The 23,667-nt window shown below is 63.7% G+C and carries 22 protein-coding genes; 6 read left to right on the top strand and 16 right to left on the bottom strand.

The genetic code is table 11. The features are described from left to right. Positions 1 to 46: 46 nt before the first annotated feature. From IV088_RS19185 to IV088_RS19260, 16 genes are all read right to left on the bottom strand, one after another. Complete coding sequence (locus IV088_RS19185) at positions 47 to 1,315, bottom strand: DUF1173 domain-containing protein (RefSeq protein WP_291105443.1); 1,269 nt, start codon at positions 1,313 to 1,315, stop codon at positions 47 to 49. Positions 1,316 to 1,331: 16 nt separating this feature from the next. Further along, positions 1,332 to 2,471, bottom strand: a complete 1,140-nt coding sequence (locus IV088_RS19190) for an LPD7 domain-containing protein (RefSeq protein WP_291105445.1) — start codon at positions 2,469 to 2,471, stop codon at positions 1,332 to 1,334. Between the two features lie 37 nt (positions 2,472 to 2,508). Next, positions 2,509 to 3,030: an OmpA family protein gene (locus tag IV088_RS19195; protein ID WP_291105447.1), complete on the bottom strand. Its 522-nt coding sequence runs from the start codon at positions 3,028 to 3,030 to the stop codon at positions 2,509 to 2,511. Positions 3,031 to 3,160: 130 nt separating this feature from the next. After that, complete coding sequence (locus IV088_RS19200; protein WP_291105449.1) at positions 3,161 to 5,170, bottom strand: type IV secretory system conjugative DNA transfer family protein; 2,010 nt, start codon at positions 5,168 to 5,170, stop codon at positions 3,161 to 3,163. Then, positions 5,167 to 6,297 carry a P-type DNA transfer ATPase VirB11 gene (gene virB11, locus IV088_RS19205; protein ID WP_291105451.1) on the bottom strand — a complete coding sequence of 377 codons (1,131 nt, stop codon included), beginning with the start codon at positions 6,295 to 6,297 and terminating at the stop codon, positions 5,167 to 5,169. Before virB11 ends, IV088_RS19200 begins: the two co-directional genes overlap by 4 nt. Continuing rightward, positions 6,294 to 7,613 carry a type IV secretion system protein VirB10 gene (gene virB10, locus IV088_RS19210; RefSeq protein WP_291105453.1) on the bottom strand — a complete coding sequence of 440 codons (1,320 nt, stop codon included), beginning with the start codon at positions 7,611 to 7,613 and terminating at the stop codon, positions 6,294 to 6,296. The genes virB11 and virB10 overlap by 4 nt, the downstream gene beginning before the upstream one ends. Beyond that, positions 7,610 to 8,527, bottom strand: a complete 918-nt coding sequence (locus IV088_RS19215) for a TrbG/VirB9 family P-type conjugative transfer protein (protein ID WP_291105455.1) — start codon at positions 8,525 to 8,527, stop codon at positions 7,610 to 7,612. The genes virB10 and IV088_RS19215 overlap by 4 nt, the downstream gene beginning before the upstream one ends. Next, positions 8,524 to 9,294: a type IV secretion system protein gene (locus tag IV088_RS19220; protein ID WP_291105456.1), complete on the bottom strand. Its 771-nt coding sequence runs from the start codon at positions 9,292 to 9,294 to the stop codon at positions 8,524 to 8,526. Before IV088_RS19220 ends, IV088_RS19215 begins: the two co-directional genes overlap by 4 nt. A gap of 23 nt (positions 9,295 to 9,317) precedes the next feature. After that, positions 9,318 to 10,013 carry a type IV secretion system protein gene (locus IV088_RS19225; RefSeq protein ID WP_291105457.1) on the bottom strand — a complete coding sequence of 232 codons (696 nt, stop codon included), beginning with the start codon at positions 10,011 to 10,013 and terminating at the stop codon, positions 9,318 to 9,320. Positions 10,014 to 10,038: 25 nt separating this feature from the next. Further along, entirely contained in the window at positions 10,039 to 11,106 is a 1,068-nt protein-coding gene (locus tag IV088_RS19230) for a type IV secretion system protein (RefSeq protein WP_291105458.1), read from the bottom strand. Between the two features lie 12 nt (positions 11,107 to 11,118). Further along, the gene (locus tag IV088_RS19235; protein WP_291105459.1) at positions 11,119 to 11,547 is read right to left on the bottom strand and encodes a hypothetical protein; all 429 of its coding nucleotides are present in this window, start codon (positions 11,545 to 11,547) and stop codon (positions 11,119 to 11,121) included. Beyond that, positions 11,544 to 14,033 (bottom strand): VirB4 family type IV secretion/conjugal transfer ATPase, encoded by a 2,490-nt coding sequence (locus IV088_RS19240; protein WP_291105495.1) that lies wholly within the window; start codon positions 14,031 to 14,033, stop codon positions 11,544 to 11,546. Before IV088_RS19240 ends, IV088_RS19235 begins: the two co-directional genes overlap by 4 nt. Before the next feature lie 4 nt (positions 14,034 to 14,037). After that, positions 14,038 to 14,370 (bottom strand): VirB3 family type IV secretion system protein, encoded by a 333-nt coding sequence (locus tag IV088_RS19245; protein ID WP_291105461.1) that lies wholly within the window; start codon positions 14,368 to 14,370, stop codon positions 14,038 to 14,040. A gap of 18 nt (positions 14,371 to 14,388) precedes the next feature. Then, entirely contained in the window at positions 14,389 to 14,673 is a 285-nt protein-coding gene (locus IV088_RS19250; protein ID WP_291105462.1) for a TrbC/VirB2 family protein, read from the bottom strand. Further along, positions 14,670 to 15,344, bottom strand: coding sequence for a lytic transglycosylase domain-containing protein (locus tag IV088_RS19255; RefSeq protein WP_291105463.1), 675 nt, complete (start codon positions 15,342 to 15,344; stop codon positions 14,670 to 14,672). Before IV088_RS19255 ends, IV088_RS19250 begins: the two co-directional genes overlap by 4 nt. A 672-nt stretch (positions 15,345 to 16,016) precedes the next feature. Continuing rightward, positions 16,017 to 16,712 (bottom strand): TetR/AcrR family transcriptional regulator, encoded by a 696-nt coding sequence (locus tag IV088_RS19260; RefSeq protein ID WP_291105464.1) that lies wholly within the window; start codon positions 16,710 to 16,712, stop codon positions 16,017 to 16,019. A gap of 216 nt (positions 16,713 to 16,928) precedes the next feature. Between IV088_RS19260 and IV088_RS19265 the strand changes: the two genes are divergently transcribed. The 6 genes from IV088_RS19265 to IV088_RS19290 are packed head-to-tail and all read left to right on the top strand — an operon-like array spanning position 16,929 to position 23,660. Beyond that, the gene (locus IV088_RS19265) at positions 16,929 to 18,494 is read left to right on the top strand and encodes an AMP-binding protein (protein WP_291105465.1); all 1,566 of its coding nucleotides are present in this window, start codon (positions 16,929 to 16,931) and stop codon (positions 18,492 to 18,494) included. 55 nt (positions 18,495 to 18,549) lie between these two features. Continuing rightward, positions 18,550 to 19,737 carry a lipid-transfer protein gene (locus tag IV088_RS19270; protein ID WP_291105467.1) on the top strand — a complete coding sequence of 396 codons (1,188 nt, stop codon included), beginning with the start codon at positions 18,550 to 18,552 and terminating at the stop codon, positions 19,735 to 19,737. A 10-nt stretch (positions 19,738 to 19,747) separates the two neighbouring features. Further along, positions 19,748 to 20,557, top strand: a complete 810-nt coding sequence (locus IV088_RS19275; RefSeq protein ID WP_291105468.1) for an SDR family NAD(P)-dependent oxidoreductase — start codon at positions 19,748 to 19,750, stop codon at positions 20,555 to 20,557. Between the two features lie 10 nt (positions 20,558 to 20,567). Continuing rightward, positions 20,568 to 21,791 (top strand): ABC transporter substrate-binding protein, encoded by a 1,224-nt coding sequence (locus IV088_RS19280; RefSeq protein WP_291105469.1) that lies wholly within the window; start codon positions 20,568 to 20,570, stop codon positions 21,789 to 21,791. Positions 21,792 to 21,837: 46 nt separating this feature from the next. Next, entirely contained in the window at positions 21,838 to 22,695 is an 858-nt protein-coding gene (locus tag IV088_RS19285; RefSeq protein ID WP_291105470.1) for a branched-chain amino acid ABC transporter permease, read from the top strand. After that, on the top strand, positions 22,692 to 23,660 hold the full coding sequence (locus IV088_RS19290) for a branched-chain amino acid ABC transporter permease (protein ID WP_291105471.1): 969 nt from the start codon (positions 22,692 to 22,694) through the stop codon (positions 23,658 to 23,660). Before IV088_RS19285 ends, IV088_RS19290 begins: the two co-directional genes overlap by 4 nt. Positions 23,661 to 23,667 lie beyond the last annotated feature (7 nt).

A 23,667-nucleotide genomic window follows, 5' to 3' on the forward strand; every position in this document is an offset into this window, starting at 1 on the left:
TCCTTGCGGGTAGATGACAGAATTCTGTGCATTCTACGCTTGGAGCCTACGGGCGAAGGTCGGCGGTTTCGGTGAGTAAACGCTTCTTCGGCAATGGGGGCATTGCCCCATCATCCAGGTGCCAGACCCAGCTCTGCGGCTGGTGGGAGTGTTGGTGGGTCTCCGTCTGCATCCGCTCTTCAATGTCGACTTCTGCTTCGCGAGATATTCGGAGAGAACAGGGTTCACCGCCTGTATCGATGAGCGTTGCGCTGGCTACCGGGATCGATGCGGGTAGGTTGTATCGAAGGCCCTTTCTGAACGTGCGTCCCTGGTTCACTAGGCGGTCCAAGAGCTGTTCGTCAAATGCGTTCTCAACAGGCAGCCAGTGCTGGGTGACTGGCATCAAGGACAGTTCCGAGATAACGGGGACGCCCGTCTCTGCGACGCCGAACGTGGCAATGATCACCATGTGTATGTGGTCGGAGGCACCCCAGAGCGCCAGCTCCGTCTCGAAGCGCCTGCCAAGCCGGCGGTAGAGCTGGTGATCGAGTGCGAAAGCCTGGTCGGGAACATGTTTCACCACGATCTTGAAGCCATAGCGTGCAGGCACGATTGCCTTGACTTCGCCTATTAGCAGCATCAGGCACTGCGGCTTGCCGGGAGCTGAGAGGGCTTGCAACCATTGTGCTGATCGCCTGATATTGAGCTCGTCGCGCTGGTCAACAAAGAACGTTTCGGGGATGTACAGGCGCGAGCGCAGCGAGTCGCCGCGCGCGAACTTGTCCTCAGACGCCGACAGCAGTTGCCTGCGCACCGTGCCCCAGGTTCGCTTGCCCGCAAACCCGGGATGCCACTTCGTCAGTTCTGCCTCGTCCCACAGGTAGTGGAGCAGGCCGCGGAGGGAGAGCTTGGTACCGTCGGTGGCGACGCTTTCACTTTCGCCGCCTGCCGTTGGCATCTGTGAGCGACCGGGTAACTTGGTTAAAGAAAATCCCAGCCGCAAGCTGGTCTGACCGGTGGCGGGGTCTTCGTTGATTGCAGTGCCCAGCACCTGGCCCAGGCCTGAGAGATCAGCCGGTGGCTCGTAGGACGCACAGTCGCAGGCATGGCGACAGCCGGTGTCCGGCATGCGTTTGACGATGTAACCCCCGTGCGGCCCCGCCAGCCGCGCCACGTACATCTCGACGCCTTCTGGGGTGCACTGGCAGCGCGGCCGCTGGCGGGCGGCGTGGGCATTGGCGATGGCCTGTGCAAACCCGCTGGTCGCGACCTCGAAGCGCTGGCCCCCGATCTCGTAGACCGTGCCAGTCGCTGAAACGCCATAGGCCGACACTTCCACTGTTGTGGCCTCAACGGGCGGGCGCAGGCATGGCCCGGTCGCGCGAGCGTTGCCTTTCGGGCGTTGGCACTGCGACGGTTCGCTGCGATGGCGCCGCCTTGTCGTAGACCTTGACCTTGGGTGCCTGGCCGTTTCGGATGCGCTCGGCCAGCTTTTCTGCTGCCGCCACCATGATGGCTTCGCGCCGTTTCTCAGGCACGCGATTGGCCACGAGGATGGCTTCGATCGCAGCGAGCACGGTTTTTCGCCCGCCACTGCCACGGCCAGTGGCTTTGTCTGCGGTGGCTGCACCTTGGGTGGAGCTGGTGTCACGCGTTGGTTCAATACGGTTGATCTGGCGCGCCTCGCGCTCCACCTTGAGGCGTTCCAGATCGGCCTGGTTGGGTTCGTAGCCGAGCGTCTTCACGCCGCGCGCTGCGGCCTCCAGCCAGACCAGACGTTTGAAGTCTTCGCTGCCTGAAATCCTCAGTGAATGCCAGTTCCGGGCTTCGGCCACATCGACCATGGAGCGGGCGACCGAGGGGCTGTTGGTGTCGGTCGCCAGCCGGAAGGTGGACTCGGTGAAGGCCACGCGCGAAGCGTCACCGCGGAACCGGTATTCCGTGAGGCCGATGCTGACGTCACCCACGGTGACCGGCGCGCGCTTGATGAGGTAGCGATCATTCAGCGACGCCTCCAGCCGGGCAACGAGGGCTTCGCGCTCGGCCTGGGCGTCCATGCGGGCGGTTGCCTGAAGCGCTGAGTGGTCTTGTGGTTTGACGCCTTTGTTTTTGGCGGGAAGCGGGATGACGTTCAAGTCGGTTTTTTGGTGGGTGGGGTCTGGTTGCGGGTTGCGTGTTTCTTCGTGTTGCCACTGACCATCGATCTTGTGTACGAACGACTTCTGTCCCCTTGCGTCGAGGACAACAAAGCGGTTGGCGCCCAGTTGGTCGGCTTTGGCCACCATGTCCTGGTATCGGTCGCTGCGGTAGGTGAGGTCGGCAAAAGGGTCGCGCAGTTCGAATCGTTCGCTTGGCTCCGGTTCAGGCGTCTGGAAGGTTCGGATGGCGACCTGTGCTCGATCTGCAGGTTCCACCGTGCCGCCCACGGGCGACGAGGCATCCGATGCGGATCGACCAATGCGTTGGGCTGATACAGATTTTTCGTCCATGGGGTTTCTCCTTCATCGGTGGCGGCACAGGGCAGGGTCAGGGCTGCGGGGACACAGACAACTGGGGGGACAGCGGGAGAACCCGGTAGACCTCGATCTCGACGCGGCGGTTGAGGTTTCTGCCTTGCGCGCTGCGGTTGTCGGCCAAGTGGTCGCCACTGGGCTGGTGGGTGGTGCGAATCCGGGAGGGTTCCACTCCGGACGCGACCAGGTAGTCGCGGACCGCGTTGGCTCGGGCTTGAGCGATCCGGCTCTCGGCAGATGAGTCGCTGGAGCCGTCTGTTCGGCCCCTGAGGACTACGAGCGGGGCGGCTTTGGTTTCTTCCACCAAAGCCGTTGCTTCGTCCGAGGGAATCGACACCCGGGTGCTGTTGAACCCGAAATGGACGATGCGCACGCTGTTGGCCACCGACTTCTCCTGAATCGATGCCATCAGTTGCTGCCGCGCGGCCATGTGGGCCAGGGTGGCAGCCGTGGTTTTGGCCAGGCGGCTGGATTCGGTGGCCAGGATGCGGGTGTTCTGCAGCTCGTTCTTGCAGACTTGCAGCTCGATGGCCATTTGCGAGTTGACCGGTCGCTTCTGTGATTCGTCCACGGTGGGTGGCTTGGGAGGCGAGCTGCAGGCGGTGAGCAGAACAATCAATGGTGCAGTGAAGGCGATTGAGGCTCGCATGGTGGTGCTCCAGGTGTCAGGTGATGTCGGCGCGTTCGATCCCGTTGGGCTTGGTGATCAGCACCCCGTCGTCGTCAGGTAGGGGTTCGATTGCGCCGCCGGCCGCGCTGTCGCCAGGCTTGGGACCCACGATGAAGTCCAGCACGGACTCGGCAACCTCTTCGGCTTGCCCGTCATGCAGAGCGGGCAGTTGGTCTATGTCGTACGCCAGTTGTTCCATGTCCAGACCTTCACCTGCGGCAAGCTCGTCGTCGGCGTAGTGCCAGCGCTGCTGCACTTTGGCCAGGTGAAGGTCCGTGTTCATCCGGGGTACCTCCGGGGCAGGACGGAGCCGAGCCGTAAATACCTCGTCCCGGTGGTAGCGAATTTTTTCGCCCAGGATCGGTTTGCTGTTCTCGCAGATCACCACCAGCCGTTCGGAGCCCAGTTCCTTGAACTCCTGTGGCAACAGCAGGGAGCGGCGCTGTTCGCTCTCGTTGCGGCTGACCGAGCTGTGACCGTGACCGCTGAAGGAGCGGCTGCGACCCCGAGAGGTGACGCGTTCGGTGAAATGCCCCAGCATGGCGCTGTATTCGTCAGCGTCGCGCTGTTCGCGCGGGGCGAAGAGGATCTGCAGGCCATGATTGGTGGCGAAGGTGCGGGCCTCCTTGTCGCCATAGACGGCATCCAGCTGAGACATCGCCTGCACCACGGTGAGCAGGCGCAGGTTGTAGCCGGCCAGGAAGGCGGCGGAGTGGGTGATGATCCCCACACGGCCCATGGCGGTGAACTCGTCATTGACCATCAGGCACTGGTACTTGAGTGACTTGTCGTGCTCCGGCAGGTGCTGCGTGTTGAGGCTGACGAGCTGGGAGAAGAACAGGGTGAGCAGCGGCCGGGCGTTGGCCAAGCGGTGCGGTGGAATGCGCACATAGACCGACATGCGCTGGCGGCGCAACTGGCTCAGGTCGAAGTCGTCGGCGCTGGTGGCGGCATCGACCACCGCATCCGCAAAGATCGTCATTGGCGCGTGGAAGGTGGCCACCACGCTGGACAGCGTGTTCTCTGAGTTGCACAGCAGGCGCTGCAACGCATCCAGGCATTCATCAGAGAACGGTTTTCCGGCTTCCTTACGTTGCTCGATCAAACCGCTGAGGTGTTCTTTCAGTGACCGCCCTTGTCCGGAAGACTGGCGCAGCATTTCGCCAACGGTGCGGGGCAGGTCGGATGTTTCCAGCAGCAGCAAGCCCAGACCTAGGAAGAGGTTGCGGGCCTGGTCGTTGAAGAATGCCTCGGACGAGGTGCCGCTGCCGTCGTTGGGGTAGAAGACCTGGCCGATGCCCAACAGGTCACCCACGCGGTGTAAGGTGCTGGTGCGGACCGCAGTGAGTGGGTTCCAGCGGTGGCTGCGGGCTTCTTCGTCGAAAGGGGAGAAGGCGAAGACAGCCTGGCCATGGGCGGCGCGGTAGCCCGCCGTGATGGCATGGTTTTCGCCCTTGATGTCGAGCACAACCACCGAGTCCGGCCAGTTCAGCAGGTTGGGCACCACCACACCGACACCCTTGCCGCTGCGGGTGGGGGCAGACAGCATGACGGAGAGTTGCCCGGGCAAGGCCAGGAACTGGCCACGGAAGCGGCCTATCAGGATGCTGGGGGTGTTGGTCTGCTGGTCGGTGAGCAACAGGCCAGCGCGCTTGACCTCGGCCGACGAAGCGAAGCGGGCATCGCCATGCAAGGCTCGGCGCGGGCGGCTGGCGGCGTACAGGGCGCTCGGCAAAACGATCAGCGTGGCAAAACCCGCCATGCCGATGGCCGTGACCAGCCGCCGCCGAAGCACTGGCACATCAGCATAGAGCTGCCAGTAGTCAAGGATGCTGTTCCAGCCCGCAAGCCTGGGGTTTGCCTTGCTGAAAACCAGGAACAGCACGGCCGACAGGTACAACGCAGCGCCCACAAGCGTAGCGATCCCGACGAGCATGAACACGCTGGCCGAAAGCTTCCGCGCAGTCGGCCAGGACGCCATGGGCAGGGCCAAGAACGCGCTCATGTCGGCGCCCCTTCAAACAGACTGGCTTGCGCATCGGGTGCGCTGCCAGAGTGGTTGTCGTCAGTGGCGAAACGTTTGCGGCGCGGTTCGTAGGCAATCTCGGAGATGTAGCGGCCCCGTTCGTCTCGGTTGAACTGCACGATGACGTCGATCACGATGCCCAGGAGTCCATTGATCTCGTCCAGACGCAGGCCGCCCCCGGCGCTGCTCTCGCGGATCATGAGTGACATCTGCTCCAGCGCCAGGGCGCAGCTGCCGGCGTGTACGCTGGTGATGCTGCCAGGGTGACCGGAGGCGGCCAGGCGGATGAAGGAGAAACACTCTTCGCCGCGCAGTTCGGCCAGGAAGATGCGGTCGGGCTTCATGCGCAGGCAGGCTTCCAGCAGGGACTTGGCCGTCACGCGCGCCATGCCCTGTGCGTCTTTGCTGTAGTACAGGTGCACCACGTTCGGGTGGTTGGGCAGGGTGAGTTCGGCCGTGTCCTGGATGGTGATCAGGCGCTCGTGTTGTGGCACCTCCTCCACCAGACCTTTCATGAAAGTGGTCTTGCCCGATCCGGTCTTCCCGCTGACCACGATGGTCTGGTGCTTCTGCACCGCGAGCCGCAGAAACTCTGCATAGCGACCGGCCGCTTTCAACGCAAGCAGCTGCTTTTCAAAGAGTTGAAGGCCGTCGTCATCGGCGCCCATTTCAGCGCGCTCATCGATTCGGTTGAACAGGCCGTCGCTTTCAAAATCGTCCAAGCGTTTGATCAGTTCCGATGGTTTGCGCACCGTGATGGACACGGTGCCGCGCGTCACGGCAGGCGGAATGACGAACTGGATGCGCTCGCCGCTGGGCAGCGTGGCCGACAGCAGGGGCCGTTCCTGGTTGATCTGCTGGTCGCAGTAGGTGGCCACGGCCGTGGCCAGCGAGAGGCAGCGTTCTTGTGTCATGTTGGGTGCGTCTACCTGCTGCCAGCCTTGCACGGTCTCCACCTGCAGCTCGCCAGGGCGGTTCACGCAGACTTCCAGTACCCCCGGAGCATCCAGCTGTTCGCGCAGCGGGCGCAGGAACTCGACCACCGAGGTGGCATCGCCACACCAGCCGTCCGGCTGGGCGTCGTCGGTGAAGGGCAGGGCGTTCATCGCTCGACCGGCTGCAGTGCGTAGACCGATGAGAAGTCCACGTCGCGGGCCACGTAGATGCCGACGATGCCACCCTGGTTCTGGTAGATCAACGGCGGGATGTTGATGGTGCTGTCCAGCACCTTTTCGGCCAGTTTGCTGGTGTTTTCGGTAGTGGATGGCAGAACGATGGTGTCTGCATCCCGGTCCTGCATCTGGTTCTGGATGACCAGCTTGACCGAGTCGTCGATTAACGACAGCAGCATGGCAGCACCGATGCGGTCGCCCCACCGGTTGTCCACGTGGCCATCAATGCCCGACTCGCCCAGCTGCCCGGTGCCGGGCGACTCGATGTCCACTGTGACGCCGTGCGGTGTGCGGATTCGCGTCCACAAAACTGGAATGCGAACTGTGCCGGGCCGTACCGACGCGATGCGGTATTCGCCATCCAGGTGTGATCCGCGCTCGACCAGCAGCACCCGGCCGTTGTCGCTGTACACGTCGCGCTGCACTTGGCAGCCGACCAGGCCCGAGGTGGCGCTGATGACTCGGGTTTTGAGTGCACAAGTGAAGGCTGTGCCCTTGGGCAGGGTGAGGCTGCGGTCGCCCAGCGTGGTGGCTTTCACCCGGGGTGTGGCAGAGCCCTGTAGCTCGCCGCCGAACAAGCCAGCCGCTGCGGAGCGAAGACTCGACACGATGTCAGGCGACGGCGTTGACTCGGTGGCAGAACCACCCAGCCCAGCCGGCAGGGCATTGCCCTGGGTCAGGTTGTCCAGAAGCCCTTGCAGCCGTCGCTGGTAGTCCTGCAGTTGCTTGGAGGTGGACGCCGCCGGATCGTTGGACGACTGCGTTGTGTCGCCGCTGGCGCCAGTGATGTCGCCCGGGCGGGACGACACCACCAGCACTGGAGCGTCGTCCGGTGAGAGGGCATTGGGTCCGGCCGGTGTGGCAGTGCCAGTGTTCCGCAGCCCAATGGGGTCAGCCGCTTCTGCGGGCGTGGGAATCAATGCAGGCACACGAGGTGTAGCGGGCTGGGTCATATCCAGCTGCCTGGTGCCAGCGCCCGCTGCCGAGGGGCGATCCCTCAGCAAAGACTTGTCCTTGTCTGCATCCCTGTTGTGGTCGATGTAGCGGTACAGGTACAGGCCGCTCATGCCTGCGACCATGATGACCACCAGGCCGATGACCGAGATGTTCTTCCAGGACAGGTTGAGAGGCTGCCGCCGGGCCACGTTGGGAATGCCCGCTTCGCCCGGCAAGGGACTGATGGTGTTTCCGCAGTCCTGCGGCGATGACTCGTCGTTCGGTACCGACGAACTATGGACTTGCTCGGTCATGGCTGTGCTCCCGTGCTTGAGGGCGATACAGAGGAATCGGACTTCAGAACCCGCTGTACACCCGGAACCGTGGTGGCGCCCTTGGCTGCCGATCCCTCCAGATCGAAGGCTTCGTTCCAGATGCCCACCACGGCCGATCCCGCACGCAGCATCAGGCGGCGGCTGACGCGGTCCACCACCAGGGCGTCGTCCTCCATGCGGGCGTTGACCAAGGTTTCGCTGCCGTCGCCCAGCATGTGGAAGACCGCGGGTACCTCGCGGTTGCCCGGGAACTTCAGGTAGGTGAAGCGGCCGTCGTCGTAGACCAGCGTGGGGACGATGTCCGCAGAGCCGGCGCCTTCGGCTAGTGCGTATTGGGTGTTGAGCACGGTGGGTTTGGCCGCCAGGCGCTCCGCCACGATCTGCAGGGCTGTCGGTGGGGGTGGAATCGGTGGCAGGCTCGCCAACGCGGCGAGTTCCCTCTCCGCCAGACTGGGCGGGGCTGCTGCGGGTTTGGGGGACCGGATGGCCAGGCGATAGACCGGCGTCTGGCGGTCATGGTCCGAAAGGACCACAAAGCGCAGCATGTGTGAGCGTCGGTCGGTGATGACCGCCAGGTTGTTGGGCGCGTCGGCGGCGCTCTTGGCCTTGACGTAGAGGTGGTGCCCGCCCGGTTGGGCGGCCACGCACCAAGCGCCATCGGGTTTGCTGCAATCACCGCCCTGGCCGACCGCCACCTCAGTGATGACCTCCCCCTTGTCGAACTCCACCAGCGTCACCATGCCGCGCTTGACCGGGACGGTGACCACCGCAGTGGCGTCGTAGACCACCTCACGCAAGCGCGGATCGGTCTTGCCTATGGGCTGAGTCGCTGAGGCGGGCTGGTGGGCCAAGGCCAACGACAGCAGCGCCAGGATGAGTGCAGGGCGGTTCATGGCTTCGCTCCCGTGGTCGGGGTGTTGATCTCGGGGTCGGATCGGTAGGCCGTGACCACGAAGCCGAAAGGGTTCTCCAGCCGGTCCGACTCTTTGGCCAGCACCTTGGGCTGGTACTGGTAGACCACGCTGGCCACGTGCCGTGTGGTCACATCCGGCAGGTTGCGGTCGGTCATGCGAACAACTTTGTCGTAGGTGACTGTGGCGTCGCTCTGGTTGCCGCTGCGGCCCGATGCGCGCAGCCGGACGCCGACGATGTTGATGCGCCACTCTTCGGTGGAGCCGACCTTCTTCTGCAATGCTCCGTCGCCTTCGAACTGCCGGTTGTATTCGGAGAAAACGGCGGGCACCGCCATGCGGGCCACCTGGTCAAAGTCCCGCTGAAGGAACATCCAGCTGTAGGCTTCGCGGGAACGCACGAAGGTGGCCAGGTTGTGTTTGTCCAGTGCCTCCATGGCGGGAATGGTTTCTTCGCTCAGGCGCTGCTGAATGGTTGTTTCGCCTGTGACCCGGTCCACCACGATGGGGATCTCCACCACCTGGCGCAGCGGTCCCTGCACGAAGACGGCGGCGATGCCGATCAGGCCAATCGCCAGACCTGCTGCGGCGGCGGCCCAGGCCCGGCGTTCGGAGCGTTCCAGCATCAGGGCGCGGTCGATTTCCCAGTCCCGGTTGGCCTGCAGCGACGGTGCTTCAGGCGCAGGAGGGGATGTTTTGGGCTGTTTCGGCCATGCGGCGGCCTCACCTGACATCAGGATGGCACTCATGGGGGACTCCGGTGGGGTGGTGGTTACGGAAGGAAGTCGGACACCTTGCCGGTCCGGCCCAGCATCTGGTACTGGCGTTCGCGCTCACGGGACCGGGCGATGCGCTCTTCGCTGTCGGCCATGCTCTGCAGCATCTGGATTTGCGAGGACTCGTGCGCCAGCAGGGCGTTCTCGGCGCCAATGCGGGCCTGAATCTCCTGCACCGACTTCTGGTCGGTAGTGGCGTTGATCTGGGTCATCAGCGACTGGATCTGCTCCAGCCGCTGGGCCGCCGACTTCATGGCGTCCTGCAGCAGCCCCTTTTGCTGGTACGGCTGCGCCAGGGTGGCCTGGCACTCGGTGCGCGCGTCGCCCGAGCGGTCCATGCAGTTGTAGAGCATCCCGACATCGCGCAGTACCTTGGCCGTGGCGTTGAGGCCGCTGTAACCCGAGGTGTTGATGGCGTTGAGGTAGGTGTAGGCCTCGGCCGGGATGTAGTTCTTGAGCAGCGGGTTGTTGAACACGTCGCCCAGGTTGCGCATGCCATTGATGCTCTCGATCTGGGTCTGCAACTGTCTGATCTGCTGGATCTGGTTGTTGATCTGGGTGATGTCGTTGATCACCTGCTGCACCGCCTGGAACAGGTTGGCGACATCGATCACGGGGATGCCGGTGGCGCGCGCGTGGCTGGCGCCCAGCGAAATCAACACGGCAGCGGCGACCTTGAGGCGGTACTTCATGGTGTGCTCCTTGGCAAGTGGGAGATCAAGACCGGCCGCGCAAGGCGGCGAGTCGGTATGCCGCAGACCGTGCGGCTCCGTAGCCCCTGCGGGCCATGTTTCCGGCGTATCGACCCGTGGCCGATGCGGCGTCACCAGCCGTGGCAACCGCGCCAGCGCCTGAACGGATCACGCCCCCAGCGCCTGTACCGGCGGCGGCTGATCGGGCTGAGGAGGCTGAGCGCAGGCCCGAAACCATCATGGCGTTCTGGATCATCTGCACGCCTTGCTGAATGGCCGCACCACCGGTCAGAGCCGAGGCAAGGCTGGGCGCCTGGAAGCAGAGGATGGCCATGAGGATCATGAGCACGCAGTAGCGGGTGGCTTCGCCCAGCACGTTGAAGGTGCTGCCGAGGAAACCGCCACCGTCGTTGATGGCCTTGAACATGGCGGCGCCCATGTAGGCGCTCAGACCCAGCGCGAAGAAGGCAAACCAGGTGAGCACCACAGCGTTCAGCACCATCGACAACCAGCTGTCGAAGAAGCGCGCGGTGGGGCGCCAGGCCAGGCACAGGATGAACAGCGGCCCGATGGCGATCACAAAGGTCAGAAACAGCTTGGCCAGCGTGATAGCGAAAAGAGCGATGCAGAGGAAGAAGACAGTGCCGATGGAGAAGATGCCGCCGGCCAGCAGCAGGTCCAGCCGGAGCACGCTGGCCTCTTTCATGATGTCGGCCACCTGGGCGCTGGCGTCGTCGTTGAATTTGTCGAGCAAGGCGTAGGGCGAGCTGATCGTGGCGGGGTCAACACCAGAAGGCAGAAAGGTGTTGGCCACGCCCATGGCCAGCGCATTGGCGGTGTCCGACACGTTGCTGATGTAGAAGCCCGACTGCAAAGCAAAGGCCAGCACCAGCCCGATCTTGAAGACCTTCCACACGAAGGTGGGCACGGTTTCAGACACCTCATTGCGCAGAACCGCCCAACCGTAGAGTGCGACCCACACCGTCATCGCCGACAACGCAATCGGCGTGATCGCCGACATGAGCGAGGAAACCACGCCCAGCACGTAGGTGCTGAGAATCGCATCGAAGTTGGAACCGACCCAGGCGAACATGGCATCGCTTCCTTACTGCACCGCCGGGTAGGGCAGGTTGGTCGGGGGTGGCGCGAAGACCTTGACGCACTTGCTGCCCAGATCGGGAAGCTGGCACTGCAGCCACTGGCCGCTGACCTTCACGACCCAGATGCGCGAGAGCTTGGTCGTGCCGTAGCTCGACTTGCGGCAAGTGCCCTCACGTGCATAGACCTCGGTGCATTCTTGCAATCCGTCGCGCGTCTCAACCATGTGCCAAGGGCCTGCGTGGCAACCCGCTTGAGCAAGGCAAGGTTTGGACTTGCGGATGGGTCCCGAGCTCGGCAGCGTTGCCAACTCAACCAACCGTTCACCGATGGCCGAGATGCTCACAGCCTCGTTGCCCTTGACGAACTGGGCATTGGCGTTCGCGCTGAAGACGGCAAGCGTCAACACGACGGGCAAGGTGTGGAATCGGTTCATGACGCTCTCCTGGAGTTGCGGGATTTGCGATCCTGAACCTCGCGCAACAACACGGGAAGCCAGAGAAACGGATCGTTACCGTGTTGTTCACGAACGGTGTCCAGCAGGGCGACGTTGTCGGTGGTGGCCGACAGCACGGTCACGAAGTCCTGCAAGTTGCTGAGGTCCAGCTCACAGATCGCACTGCTGTGCCCCTGCTTGACCAGGAAGCGTCGGCCGCCCTGTGCACCCAGGCTGCGCACGATGCCGAATTCGGCTTCGCTGAGCCCGAAGCCCTCCACGTATTCCTCGCGCACCGCTTCCGGGTTGGCTAGAAAAATTTTGGTGACGCTCTGTTCCACCATCGTGCGGCCGATGGGGTGGCGCAGCACGTCGGAGGGACTCTGCGTATCGAAGATGCCCAGCCCGTTTTGCTTGCGGATGGTCTTCTGCTTCTGTTTGGCGAAGTCGCTGAAGATCTCGTGGTCCAGCGCTTTCCAGAACTCCGAGATCACATAGATCAGCCGCTCGCCGTTGACCAGCTCTTCCATCACCTGGAGCAGGTACAGCATGACCGGCGTGCGGACCTCGGGCAGGTCCAGGAACTCGGTGGTGTCGAAAGCGATGATCGAGGCGGATTGCAGATCCATCAGCTGATCGTTGGCCTGGTCGAACACCCAGCCGAGTGCGCCGCCCTCGCACCAACGGCCCAGCCGTTCGTACAGGCTGTTCTCACCGGACTTGGGCAGGTTCTGGCGGATGGTCGAGAAGCGGCGCAGGGCTGTCGGCATCATCGCCACCGTTTTTACGGCGTCGGCGATGGCGCGCTCGTCGGCCGGCAGCAGCGGCAGTGCGGGGGTAGCGATGCAGGTGCGCACCAGCTGTTCCCAGAACTGGATGCGGGCCGGCGTGGGATCGCGCTGCAGCGGGTTGAGGTGCGTGGGCTTGCCCGCTTCGAGTGTGAAGTACCGGCCGTTCATGGCACGGATGGCAATCTCGCAACCCCGATCCAGATCGAACAACACCAGTCGGGGTGCTGGGTCCCACTTTCGCGTCAGTGCCAGCAGGAACATCTCCAGCGTGGTTTTGCCAACCCCGGTGGACCCGATGATGATGGTGTTGCCGGGCAGCTTCTTGTCGGCCGAGTCTTCACCGTCGGGACTGCTGTGGAAGTTCAGGTAGAACGGTTGACCGGAGGGCGTCCTCAGAAGGGCCAGCGCTTCGCCCCAAGGGTTGCCGTCGCGCTTACCCCGCGCGAAGTTGTGCCCACTGGCCAGGGCAGCGAAGGCGCGGGAAGACAACTTGGCATCGCGCGGGCGCCATTGCCAGTTGCCCGGCATCTGGGCGAACCAGGCGGCGTCGGCCACCAGGTCCACCGGCGACATCTGCAGGCTTGACGACTCACCCACGGCGCCGATGGCCTGTGCCGCACGGCGGCCAGCGTCTGCCAGGCTGTCCTCACCCGGGTTGCCGAAGACCACCAGGCTGTAGTGGTACTCACCCATGCAGAACTGGCCGTCGCCCAGTTCGTTCAGCGCTTCGTCCATGTCCGAAATCTGGCTGGACACGACATCGTCGCTGGCGATCAGCTGATCGCGCTGCAGCTCCAATGCTCGGGTGGCCTCGCGGCGCGGCAGGATCGAAAAGCTCTGCGTCTCGATGAACTCGCTGTCTTCGTACAGCAGCGCGTTGAGGATGCCCGGCTCAACGGCGTCGGCGTATTCCTTGATGTCCACCAGGGCCGCGCAGCGCCGCTGGTCCCCATTTCGAAGCTCCAGCTTGTCACCGCCAAACGAAAGACGGGTCGAGGGCAGGATGCGGTGCAATGGTCCGGCCGTGAAAGGCACGGGCTTCCAGTACCCGTTGACCAGGTAACCCAGAAACTCGGCGACTTCCGAATAAAGGCGACCTCGTTGTTCACGCACCCCCAGCAACTGCGGACCAAAACCGCGCAGCACCCGGTGCACGAACGCGGTGCGCTCCTCCATCACGCGCAGCGCTTCGGCATGAGCCTCCGCGATGGCGGCCTTGGACCGCTGCGGCGACTGCAGCGCCCGGCTGATGCGGGAAGAGGTGGGCCGGTAGACCAAGGTCAGGTACAGCTCGTTGCTCATCATCGAACGCTGGTTCAGGTGCGCCTGATAGGCCTGCGACAGGTCTTTGGCAAACCCGTCTTCCGCTGGGTCGGTCAGCGCGTCCTGAATCTTGCGGTGCAGCCGGTGGGTCCAGATGGCCCACTGGCCACCCGAGAGGTTGCGCAGCAGGCTACAGAACGCCTCGTGCCGTTCCGAGACCAGGTAGTCGTCGGCGCACTCGAACGCCACGCCATCGAGCCGCCACACCCGAAGGAAATCGCCACCACGGGTGATCACATCGTGGTCGCTCAGCAGTGACGAGAAGGGCACGAACCTTGTCAATGGGTTCTCCGCCAGAGCCTGCGACCAATGGCGCGGCTGCGGGCCACCCGTCTCAGCGCGCCGCTTCGTGCGACGTGAGCCTTTGCCCAAGCGGTCAAAGATGCCAGACATCGGACGCTCCCCGGAAAAGGGTGGGTGAGTAGCTGCGCGCGCGCCAGAACCGCCGGTTGCGGTCGTGCAGGTGCAGCTTGAGTGCGATGAAGATTTGCCGAAACCGCTGGTCGTCCCGGGATGTCACCCAGCGCATCCAGAAGAGGGTGGGCACGAAGGACAGCAGCACGCCCAGCGCGATCCACCAGCTCACCAGGATGCCGCCCCACATGATCAGCAACATGCCGGTGCCAAACAGGATCACCAGCGGCACCAGCGGAATGCCCAGCTTCATGGCAGGGCGCGTGGCACCCTTGTAAATCGCTTCGGCTTGCATGGTCTGCACCTTCAGCCGTCAGCTGACGATGTAGCTGGCAAAGGCCGCGGCCCCACCCACCAGCGTGCCGCCAATGAGCACGTTGGCCACATCGGCAAGGCGCGCGCCTTGAAAGATCATCTTGAAGCCGGCCCAGATGATCGCGATCGTCACCACGGCCACGGAGATCGTCACCAGGATTGCGTTGACGTTGGTGACCGTCGTGTTCACCTTGTCGAAGCCTTGCGCCCAGACCTGGGGTGGCAGCAACATCAACAGGCTGAGGGCGCGGACCTGGCCTTGAGACAGTTTTTGGCGGTTCATGATGGCTCCTTGGATGACGGGTGGGAACGAGGGAGGGACAGAGATCGGGCCGCAGAGACGACCTTCTGCACATAGCCATGGCGAAAGCCAGTCGAGAAGTTGCCGCTGTAGTAGCAGGAGAGGGCTTTGCGCAGAGCGGCCTGCCGGGTGTCAGCGCCACCCCGAGACTGCCCGGCTCGCTCGAAGCATTCCGTCAGCACGGACTGCATGGCCGACAGGTTTTGGCAGGGGTCGAAGGCACTGCTGGTGTTCAACCCCAGACGCCGGAAGTTGCCCACGTTGATCTGCCCCAGGCCGACGCTGAATTTGTGTCCGTCGGAGAACAACTGGTGCGCGGTGGCCAGTGCTTCATCCCGGTTGTTGGGCTGGCGGCGCAACGCACCACCTACCACGCCGATGGCCCAGGGGTTGAAGGCACTCTCTACAAAGACGAGCGCATATGCCGTGGTCAGATGGACTTGTGGCGCGCAAGCACTGGCGAGAGCAGCAAACGATGAGGCTTCAATGGCACTTGCGTCAAGGACGAGAGCGAAGCCAAGCTGCCCGGTTGTCGCCAGAGCAAGAACAGTTGCTGCCGCACCCGCTCTCCGGAGCTTCCCAAGTCCAGTGCCCGCTTGTGCGCCTCCAGATAGTCGATCTGGTCGCTGTAGCCGATCGGGGACGAAGTCCATCAGACACCTCACAGTTTCCGCATCCGCTGGAGGTGAAGGTCACTTCATCTCGCTGGGTGCTGTGAGGTCAATGTAGGACTGAGATGCGCCTGTTTCGCTGCTGGATTTGGGCTGTTTTCCAGCAGATACATGCTTTGCAGAAAACGGGTTCTATCCGGTACCCCAGAAAAAAGAACGCCCGGCGCGAGGGCCGGGCAAAGCAAAGTCGCTGTCACACGACTTTTCAGGGAGGAGGGCCGACTGTTAAGGCCGACCCGGGCGCATTATCGATTCACACCGCGCAAAGCGTCTACGAAAAACTATGCTTGGTGCCCCTATGACGCATTCCAGTTTGAGTCGTCTGGTTCAACGACGCCACCGTGACCGGAGTGGCTACTGTGCAGCGATTGCTGTCCGCCGCAGCGACACGCTGAACTCACGGGCCCGGCGACATTGGAGTCATTGGGCACCCGCGCTGCCAGCGGCGGGGATGACTGATTCGAAAGGCACCGCCGACCTCGTCACTGACATGATTTCTCCTCAAAGCGCCGAGATCACGCGCTCGACCCCACGCCGTCCTTCAAACCGCCAGCTGACCATAGCGGCAGAGAGTTCATTGACGTCCCGCTCCTTGCACCTGCGCTGTATGTTTCAGAAGGAGTCACCGCTTCTTCAGGGTGGTGAGGATGTCAACTAATCGCGATTCCAGGCGGCCATCAGCACCGTGCCGACTTCATCTGCGCCAACATCTGTCTTTGCGGAAGTGCGTCGAGCGGTGGCCCGGCCTGACCGCACGCCGCCGTGACCCATTTTGGGAGCTGCTGAGTCGATCAGGAGCCCACCCAGCAATACCCGGTAGAACTCCTGGAACGCCTCCTCGATGGTCAGGTCGGCCTGGGCGAGGAATGTGGGGCGGCGCAACCTCAGTGCGGCTCCCAGGATGAGCTCGGACACCACCAGTCCGTGGCAAGGCGCGAAGACGCCCTGGTGTACCCCCTCGTCGATCAGTTGGGACAGTCTCACGGTGCGCGCCTGTTGGTAGCGGTCGAAGATGCTTCGGGCGGTTGCGGAGTCCTCCACATCTTTCAGGAACTGGACGCCGATGCGGCTGGCAGCACGGACGCCCACGCCGAGGTAGGCGGCAAGCGCAGCCGTCAGGTCTTGCTCACGTTCGATCAGCGCTTCGCCCTGAGCCAGGATGCCGTCGAAGAAGTGTTTCACTGCCGCACAGAAGATCTCCTCTTTCGTCTGTGCGATGTCGTAGAGACGTCGCCGCGAGCAGTGCATCCGCGCAGCGATCTCACCTACCGTCATGCCCTTGATGCCCTCCGCCAGCAGCAGATTGGTGAGCGCATCGAAGAACTCGTCGTCCGTGAGCTTCTTTTTCATACGGGTTTGTCCTGATGAAGTTTGGTACCAAATCAATTGACTTGGTACCGTGAAGACATGTCTAATGGTACCAATTTATCTTCATTGGTACCGAAAAAATGTCATGTATTCAATGCTTCCCAGGGCAGAGGTGCAACCCGCCTGCCCGTGCTGGAAACACGCAAATTGTCAACGATTGCGGGCTCCCGGCCCAGGCATGAACGGAGAGCTGCCGCGATGAATTTGCTGGATTTCTTCGATGCTGGCGTTGCCAGTCACCCGGACGCCTCGTGCTTCGTGGACTGCGAGAGTGGGGCTCCGGCCATCACCTACGCGCAGGCCGGAGCGTTGACCTGCCAGATCGCCAGGGGGCTGCAGGCCCTGGGACTCTCACCGGGCTTCCATGGCGCTGTGTTGAGCGGCAATGCCGGGGCTGCCTTCACGGCGCTGCTGGGGGTATTGCGTGCCGGGGGCGTCTGGCTGCCCGTCAACGCGCGCAACGCGGTAGAGGCCAACATCGAGTTCCTGCAGGACATGGACTGCGACGTTCTCTTCTACCAGGCCCGCTATGCGAGCCAGGTCGCGGAGATCCGCGGCAAGTTGCCCCGCATTCGCCATTGCATCGCGCTGGACGATGAGCAGGGGCCGGACCTGTCGGTCGCCCGGTTGGTCCAGGGCCATTCGCCCGAGCTGTTCGCGGCGCCCCTGCAGCCTCAGGGGCTGGCCATGATCATGGGCACCGGCGGCACCACGGGGCGTTCCAAGGGCGTCATGCTCAGCCACCGCAACCTGACGGCGACCATGGCCAACCACCTGTCGGCCATGGCCGTGACTGACCGCATGACCGTGCTGGCCGCGGCTCCCATCACGCACACGGCGGGGCTGGTGTCGATGCCCTTCATGGTGCGCGGCGGGCGCGTCGTGCTGATGGACGGCATCGACCCGCAGAAGCTGCTCCAGGTGATCGAGCGGGAGCGGGTGAACATGCTGTTCCTGCCGCCGACGGTCATCTACACACTGCTGGCCCAGCCCAACGTGCGTGATTTCGACTTCTCTGCCCTGCGCTACCTCATGTACGGCGCGGCGCCCATGTCGCCCGACAAACTGGCGGAGGCCATTGAAGTGTTCGGTCCCGTCATGCTGCAGATCTATGGCCAGGCGGAAGTGCCCGGCGCCATCTCTGTGCTGCGGGTCGAGGACCATTTCGTGGACGGGCAGGTGGCGCCCCGCCAGCGCCTGCTGAGCGCCGGGCGCCGCTTTCCCTTCACGCGGGTGGCGATCATGGATGACGACGGCAACCTGCTCACCCAGCCGGGGGCCGTGGGCGAGATCGTCGCGCAGGGCGACATCGTGACCGCGGGCTACTACAAGAATCCCGATGCCACTGCCGAAGTGCAGCGCCACGGCTGGCACTGCACGGGCGACGTCGGCTACTTCGACGAACAGGGCTTTCTGTTCATCGTCGATCGCAAAAAGGACATGATCGTCACGGGCGGCTTCAACGTCTTTTCGTCCGAGGTCGAGGCTGCCGTCATGGCCCACCCGGCCGTGAAGGATTGTGCCGTCATCGGCGTGCCCGACGACAAGTGGGGCGAGGCCGTCAGGGCGGTCATCGAACTGCGCCCGGGCCAGTTCGTGGAGTCGCAGGCGCTCATCCAGTTCGTCAAGGACCGCCTGGGCAGCGTCAAGGCGCCCAAGGAGGTCGAGATCGTCGAGCAGCTGCCGCGCAGCGCGGTGGGCAAGGTCCTGAAGAAGGAAGTCCGCAAGAAGTATTGGCACGCGCAGGAGCGGATGGTCTCCTGACCACTGCGCGCTTCAATTCAACGCACGTTTGGTAATTCAACCCGGAGGTATCGCAATGCAAGAGCCCGTTCTCGTTGCCGGTGTCGGCATGACCCCTTTCAAGAAGCCCGGAGACAACCTGCCGTACCCGGAAATGGCCGCGCAGGCGATCCGCGAGGCGCTGCAGGACGCGGGCCTGGCCTATTCCGACGTGCAGGACGTCTATGCGGGCTACGTCTATGGCGACTCGGCCAGCGGCCAGCGCGCGGTCTACGAGGTCGGCATGACCGGCGTGCCGGTAATCAACGTCAACAACAACTGCTCTTCCGGTTCCACGGCCCTGTACCTGGCGCGCAAGGCCGTGGCCAACGGCTCGGCGGACTGCGCCCTGGCGGTGGGCTTCGAGCAGATGCCCGCCGGCGCCCTGCGGGCCTACTGGGAAGACCGGCCCGATCCGCTCGACCGCTTCAACGGGGTGATGGACGAGGTCTTCGGGCACCCCGAGCTGCCCATGGCGATCCGCTACTTCGGCGCGGCGGGCAAGGAGCACATGGACCGGTACGGCACCCTGCTGGACACCTTTGCCAGGATCCGCGCCAAGGCCAGCCGCCACGCCGCGCGCAATCCGCTGGCGCTGTTCCGAAAGGAAGTAACGGTGGATGAGGTGCTGGCCAGCTCACCTCTGGTGCCCGGCGCTATGACCCGCCTGATGGCCTGCCCACCGACCTGCGGCGCTGCCGCAGCCGTCTTCGTGAGCAGGAAGTTCGCTCAGAAGATGGGGCTGGGCGCCAACGTGCAGGTGCTGGCCCAGTCGCTGGTATCCGACGGCCCTGCCACGTTCGCCGACATGTCGGCGATTTCCGTCGTGGGCTTCGACATGACGCGCGAGGCCGCCCGCCAAGTCTATGAAGCAGCAGGGGTGGGGCCGCAGGACATCGACGTGTGCGAACTGCATGACTGCTTTGCGCAGAACGAACTGCTCAGCTACGAGGGCCTGGGTTTCTGCGCCGTCGGCGAGGGTCGGGCCTTCGTTGAGTCGGATAACAACACCTATGGCGGTGCGGTCGTCGTCAACCCCTCGGGCGGCCTGCTGTCCAAGGGCCATCCGTTGGGCGCAACCGGCCTGGCGCAGTGCTACGAGTTGACTCATCAATTGCGCGGCAGCGCCGATGCGCGCCAGGTGGAGGGTGCGCGCCTGGCCCTTCAGCACAACGCGGGCCTGGGCGGCGCCACTGTGGTGACCCTGTACGGGCGCGCGGACTGAGGGGCGCAACATGGTGAAACGCTTGGAAGGCAAGGTGGCTCTGGTCACCGGCTGCGGATCGTCGGGCCCCGGCTGGGGCAATGGCAAGGCCATGGCGGTGTTGTTCGCCCGCGAGGGAGCCGAGGTCTATGGCTGCGACATCAATCTGGACGCAGCGCGGGAGACCGAGGCGATCGTGCGGGAAGAGGGCGGGGCCATGAGCGTTGCCCAGTGCGACGTGACCGACGCCGGCGCGGTGGAGGCGCTGGTCCAAGACTGCATCGCCACCTACGGCGACATCGACATCCTGGTGAACAACGTCGGCACCGCCCGCCTGGGCGGAGTCGTCGAGCAGAGCCTGGAGGACTGGCGCCTGGTTTTTGACATCAACCTCACCTCCATGTTCCTGACTTGCAAGCATGTGATTCCCTCGATGCTCAGGAAAGGCCGGGGGAGCATCGTCAACATCGGCTCGGTGGCCGGCGTGCGCGACAGCGGCGTGGCCTACGTGTCCTACAGCGCCTCGAAGGCCGCGGTGCTCGGCTTTTCCCGCAGCGTCGCCCTGGAATATGCCAAGCGGGGCATCCGCTCGAACGTGCTGATGCCCGGCCTGATGAACACGCCCATGGTCCGCCAGCCCTTGCTGTCGCTGGCGGACGGATATCGGGAGGCGTCGCTGGAGGAAGCGATGGCCAAGCGGGACCGGCAGTGTCCCATGGGCCACATGGGAGAGGCATGGGATGTGGCCTACACGGCCCTGTGGCTGGCGAGTGACGAATCCAAGTACGTCACTTCCGCCGAAATCATGGTCGATGGGGGCATATCCGCCCGCATCGGCTGACTTGGAGTGCATGGTGAACAAACACAGGAGACAAATCATGGATAGCGTTACGAAATGGTTCAAGAAGAGCATGGTGGTCGCCGCAGCGGCGGCCATGGGGCTGGTGTCCAACGGGTACGCTCAGGCCAAGCCCGAGAAGTTCAAGATTGGTGGCGTGCTGTCGCTCTCCGGCCCCTACGGGCTACTGGGCGAGGACATGCGCCGGGGCGTGCAAATCGCCGTCGAAGAGCGCGGGGGCAAGGTGCTGGGAGTACCGATCGAAATCACCTGGGAGGACGACGAGACCAAGCCCCAGCCGGCAGTGCAGAAGGCCACCAAGCTGATCTCCGAGGGTTCGCACATGATCTTCGGCGCACTCAGCTCCGCCTCCACGCTGGCGGTTATGAACCTGACCAAGCAGCGCAAGGTGCCCCACCTTGTCACCATCTCAGCGGACGACAAGATCACCGTGCCCGGCGGCTCCCGCTACACCTTCCGCACGTCGAACACCCTGGGTATGGAAAACCGCATGGCGCTGGCGTACATGCAGGACAGGAAGCTCAAGAAGATCTACGCCGTCACCGCCGACTACCAAGCCACCCGTGACGGCTTCGAGTGGATCAAGCAGCAGCTCGGCCCCAATGGCATCCAGATCGTGGGCGAGGACTTTCCGCCCCTCGGCAACCGCGACTATTCGTCCATCGTGGACAAGATCGCCAAGTCCGATGCCGACGGCGTGCTGCTGATGCTGACGGGTTCGGACGTGGTCACCCTGCTCAAGCAGGCCGGCCAGGTGAACCTGGGTAAAAGCAAGGTACTTTTCGGACCCGTGGCCTCCGATGAGACCATGGCGGCGGCCGTGGGACAGGCCTCGCTGGGCGTCAATACCGGCTTGCGCTACGACCACACCATCGACACCGCCGCCAACCGCAAGTTCGTCGAGGCATATCGCAAGAAGTTCGGCGTCTTCCCCAGCATGACGGCCGGGGAGGCCTACGACGGCATGGCATGGTGGCTGGACACGGTGGAGAAGACTGGATCCTGGGACAAGGAAAAGTGGGTGGATGCCTTCGCCGCCAGCGTCCGCGAGAACTCTGTGGAAGGCAAGAAGACGATGCGCGCGTGCGACCACCAGGCCCTGCAGCCGGGCTTCTGGGGCGAGGTTGTGCAGGGCACCCCGCCAGCCCCTACGCTGACGATGAAGATCTCCAAGGTCTTCGCCGAAGAGAAGCTTTTCGAGCCCTGCAAAAACTGAGGCCTGTTGCGGGAGGCCAGGGGCCTCCCGCGCTTGATGAATCGCTATGTCAACTATCGTGATCGGATTGAGCCTGGGCATGCTGCTGTTTTTGCTGGCGGCTGGCCTGACGCTCATCTTCGGCATGTTGGGCGTGATCAATTTCGCCCACGGTGCCATCTATATGCTGGGCGCCTACGTCTCGTATGAAACGGGGCGGCGCACGGGCTCGTTTCTCATGGGGGTTCTGGCCGCCACGTTCTTCACCGCGCTGGCGGGCGCTGTAATAGAGAAATTGACGCTGCGCCCGCTTTACGAGCGCCCGCACTTCTACCAGCTGATCCTGACCTTCGGACTGATCTTGATCCTCAGCGACGTGGTGCGCTTCGTCTGGGGACCCGGCTACCAGGAAGTGGCGATTCCGCCGCTGTGGGCCGGCACCGTGGACATGCTGGGCAGCACGATCCCGATGTACCGGCTGTTCGTGATCGGGTTCGGCGCCATCGTCTCGATGGGCCTGTACCTGGTGCTGGAAAAGAGCACCTTCGGCATGCTCGTGCGGGCCGCCAGCAGCGACGCGGAAATGGTGCGCATCCTGGGCCTGCCGGTGGGCGCGATCCGCATGGCGGTCTTTGCCACCGGCTGCGGTTTGTCGGGCCTCGCGGGCGCGATCGCGGCGCCGCTGTTCCCCATCGAACTGGGCATGGCGACCAACACCATCATCGACTGCTTTATCGTCGTGATCCTGGGAGGGCTGGGTAACATCCGGGGGGTGATCGCCGCGTCCATGCTGATCGGCATGGTGCGCGCACTCGGCTACGTGTACCTGCCGGGCTGGGTGGACATCATGACCTTTGTGCTGCTTATCGGCACCCTTTTGACGCGCCCGCAGGGCCTTTTCTACCGCGCGGCGAGGACGGCATGAAACTCTCTCTGTTCGACATCTGCTTTGGTCTGCTGCTGGCCGCGGCAGGCATCTTGCTGCCCTTCCTCCACCCGGGGGAGGCGCTGATCCAGTTGGTCACCCTGGCGGCCATCTGGGCGATCTTCGCCATCGGCTTTGACTTCGTGTTCGGCGCGCTGGGCATGGTGTCCTTCGGGCATGCCACCTTCCTCGGAGTTGGCGGCTACGCCGTGGCCCTGGCGACGCAGAAGTACGGACTACCGTTCTCTGTCGGTGTAGGGCTGGCCATCAGCGTGGGGGCTGCGTTCGCCCTGCTGTTCAGCTTCTTCGCGCTGCGGGTCTCCGGTATCTTCTTCGCGCTGGTGACCCTGGCGCTGTCCCAGCTGATCTTCATCCTGGCGGACAGCAAGCTGCGCGGCTTCACTGGCGGGTCGGACGGCATCTCGGGTGTGGAGCGCCCGAGCTTCCTGGACATCGACTTCTACGACCCCGTCCACTACTACTGGTTCGTGCTGGGCGTGTATGCCCTGGTCATGCTGGTGGTGATCTCGCTGCGCAGTTCGCCTTTCGGCCGTGTGATCGCGGCGATCCGAGGTAACGAAACCCGCGCCGACCAACTGGGCTTCAACGTCAACCGCTACAAGCAGATCACCTTCGTGATCTCGGGCGGCCTGAGCGGCCTGGCTGGGGCGCTGCTGGCCTCGCTACTCATGTACATGAACCCGCAGATGCTGCATTGGACCACCTCGGGGGACGTGATCATCATGACCCTGCTGGGCGGCTCCGGCTCGCTGTGGGGCGCCACCGTCGGCGTGATCGCCTTCGAGGTGCTCAAGGAGTGGCTGAGCAGCTGGACCGAGTACTGGTACGGCGTGCTGGGCCTGGTGTTCATCCTCGCAACCATCTTTTTCCCGCGCGGCATCGTCGGCGAGCTGGAGAAGGGCTTCGCGGCGTACCAGAAGAACCGGCGCGGGGGTGCGCGATGAGCCAGGC

Origin of the sequence: Hydrogenophaga sp., from assembly GCF_018780075.1 — a bacterium.
Classification (GTDB): Bacteria; Pseudomonadota; Gammaproteobacteria; order Burkholderiales; family Burkholderiaceae_C; genus Hydrogenophaga.

Coding starts and splice junctions, on each gene's coding strand:
- IV088_RS19270 (WP_291105467.1), top strand. CDS start 18,550: ATGCAAGAGCCCGTTCTCGTTGCCGGTGTCGGCATGACCCCTTTCAAG.
- IV088_RS19255 (WP_291105463.1), bottom strand. CDS start 15,344: ATGGACTTCGTCCCCGATCGGCTACAGCGACCAGATCGACTATCTGGA.
- IV088_RS19195 (WP_291105447.1), bottom strand. CDS start 3,030: ATGGCCATCGAGCTGCAAGTCTGCAAGAACGAGCTGCAGAACACCCGC.
- IV088_RS19260 (WP_291105464.1), bottom strand. CDS start 16,712: ATGAAAAAGAAGCTCACGGACGACGAGTTCTTCGATGCGCTCACCAAT.
- IV088_RS19220 (WP_291105456.1), bottom strand. CDS start 9,294: ATGAGTGCCATCCTGATGTCAGGTGAGGCCGCCGCATGGCCGAAACAG.
- IV088_RS19225 (WP_291105457.1), bottom strand. CDS start 10,013: ATGAAGTACCGCCTCAAGGTCGCCGCTGCCGTGTTGATTTCGCTGGGC.
- virB10 (WP_291105453.1), bottom strand. CDS start 7,613: ATGACCGAGCAAGTCCATAGTTCGTCGGTACCGAACGACGAGTCATCG.
- IV088_RS19215 (WP_291105455.1), bottom strand. CDS start 8,527: ATGAACCGCCCTGCACTCATCCTGGCGCTGCTGTCGTTGGCCTTGGCC.
- IV088_RS19250 (WP_291105462.1), bottom strand. CDS start 14,673: ATGAACCGCCAAAAACTGTCTCAAGGCCAGGTCCGCGCCCTCAGCCTG.
- IV088_RS19285 (WP_291105470.1), top strand. CDS start 21,838: ATGTCAACTATCGTGATCGGATTGAGCCTGGGCATGCTGCTGTTTTTG.
- IV088_RS19290 (WP_291105471.1), top strand. CDS start 22,692: ATGAAACTCTCTCTGTTCGACATCTGCTTTGGTCTGCTGCTGGCCGCG.
- IV088_RS19230 (WP_291105458.1), bottom strand. CDS start 11,106: ATGTTCGCCTGGGTCGGTTCCAACTTCGATGCGATTCTCAGCACCTAC.
- IV088_RS19235 (WP_291105459.1), bottom strand. CDS start 11,547: ATGAACCGATTCCACACCTTGCCCGTCGTGTTGACGCTTGCCGTCTTC.
- IV088_RS19200 (WP_291105449.1), bottom strand. CDS start 5,170: ATGAGCGCGTTCTTGGCCCTGCCCATGGCGTCCTGGCCGACTGCGCGG.
- IV088_RS19190 (WP_291105445.1), bottom strand. CDS start 2,471: ATGGACGAAAAATCTGTATCAGCCCAACGCATTGGTCGATCCGCATCG.
- IV088_RS19245 (WP_291105461.1), bottom strand. CDS start 14,370: ATGCAAGCCGAAGCGATTTACAAGGGTGCCACGCGCCCTGCCATGAAG.
- virB11 (WP_291105451.1), bottom strand. CDS start 6,297: ATGAACGCCCTGCCCTTCACCGACGACGCCCAGCCGGACGGCTGGTGT.
- IV088_RS19265 (WP_291105465.1), top strand. CDS start 16,929: ATGAATTTGCTGGATTTCTTCGATGCTGGCGTTGCCAGTCACCCGGAC.
- IV088_RS19275 (WP_291105468.1), top strand. CDS start 19,748: ATGGTGAAACGCTTGGAAGGCAAGGTGGCTCTGGTCACCGGCTGCGGA.
- IV088_RS19280 (WP_291105469.1), top strand. CDS start 20,568: ATGGTGAACAAACACAGGAGACAAATCATGGATAGCGTTACGAAATGG.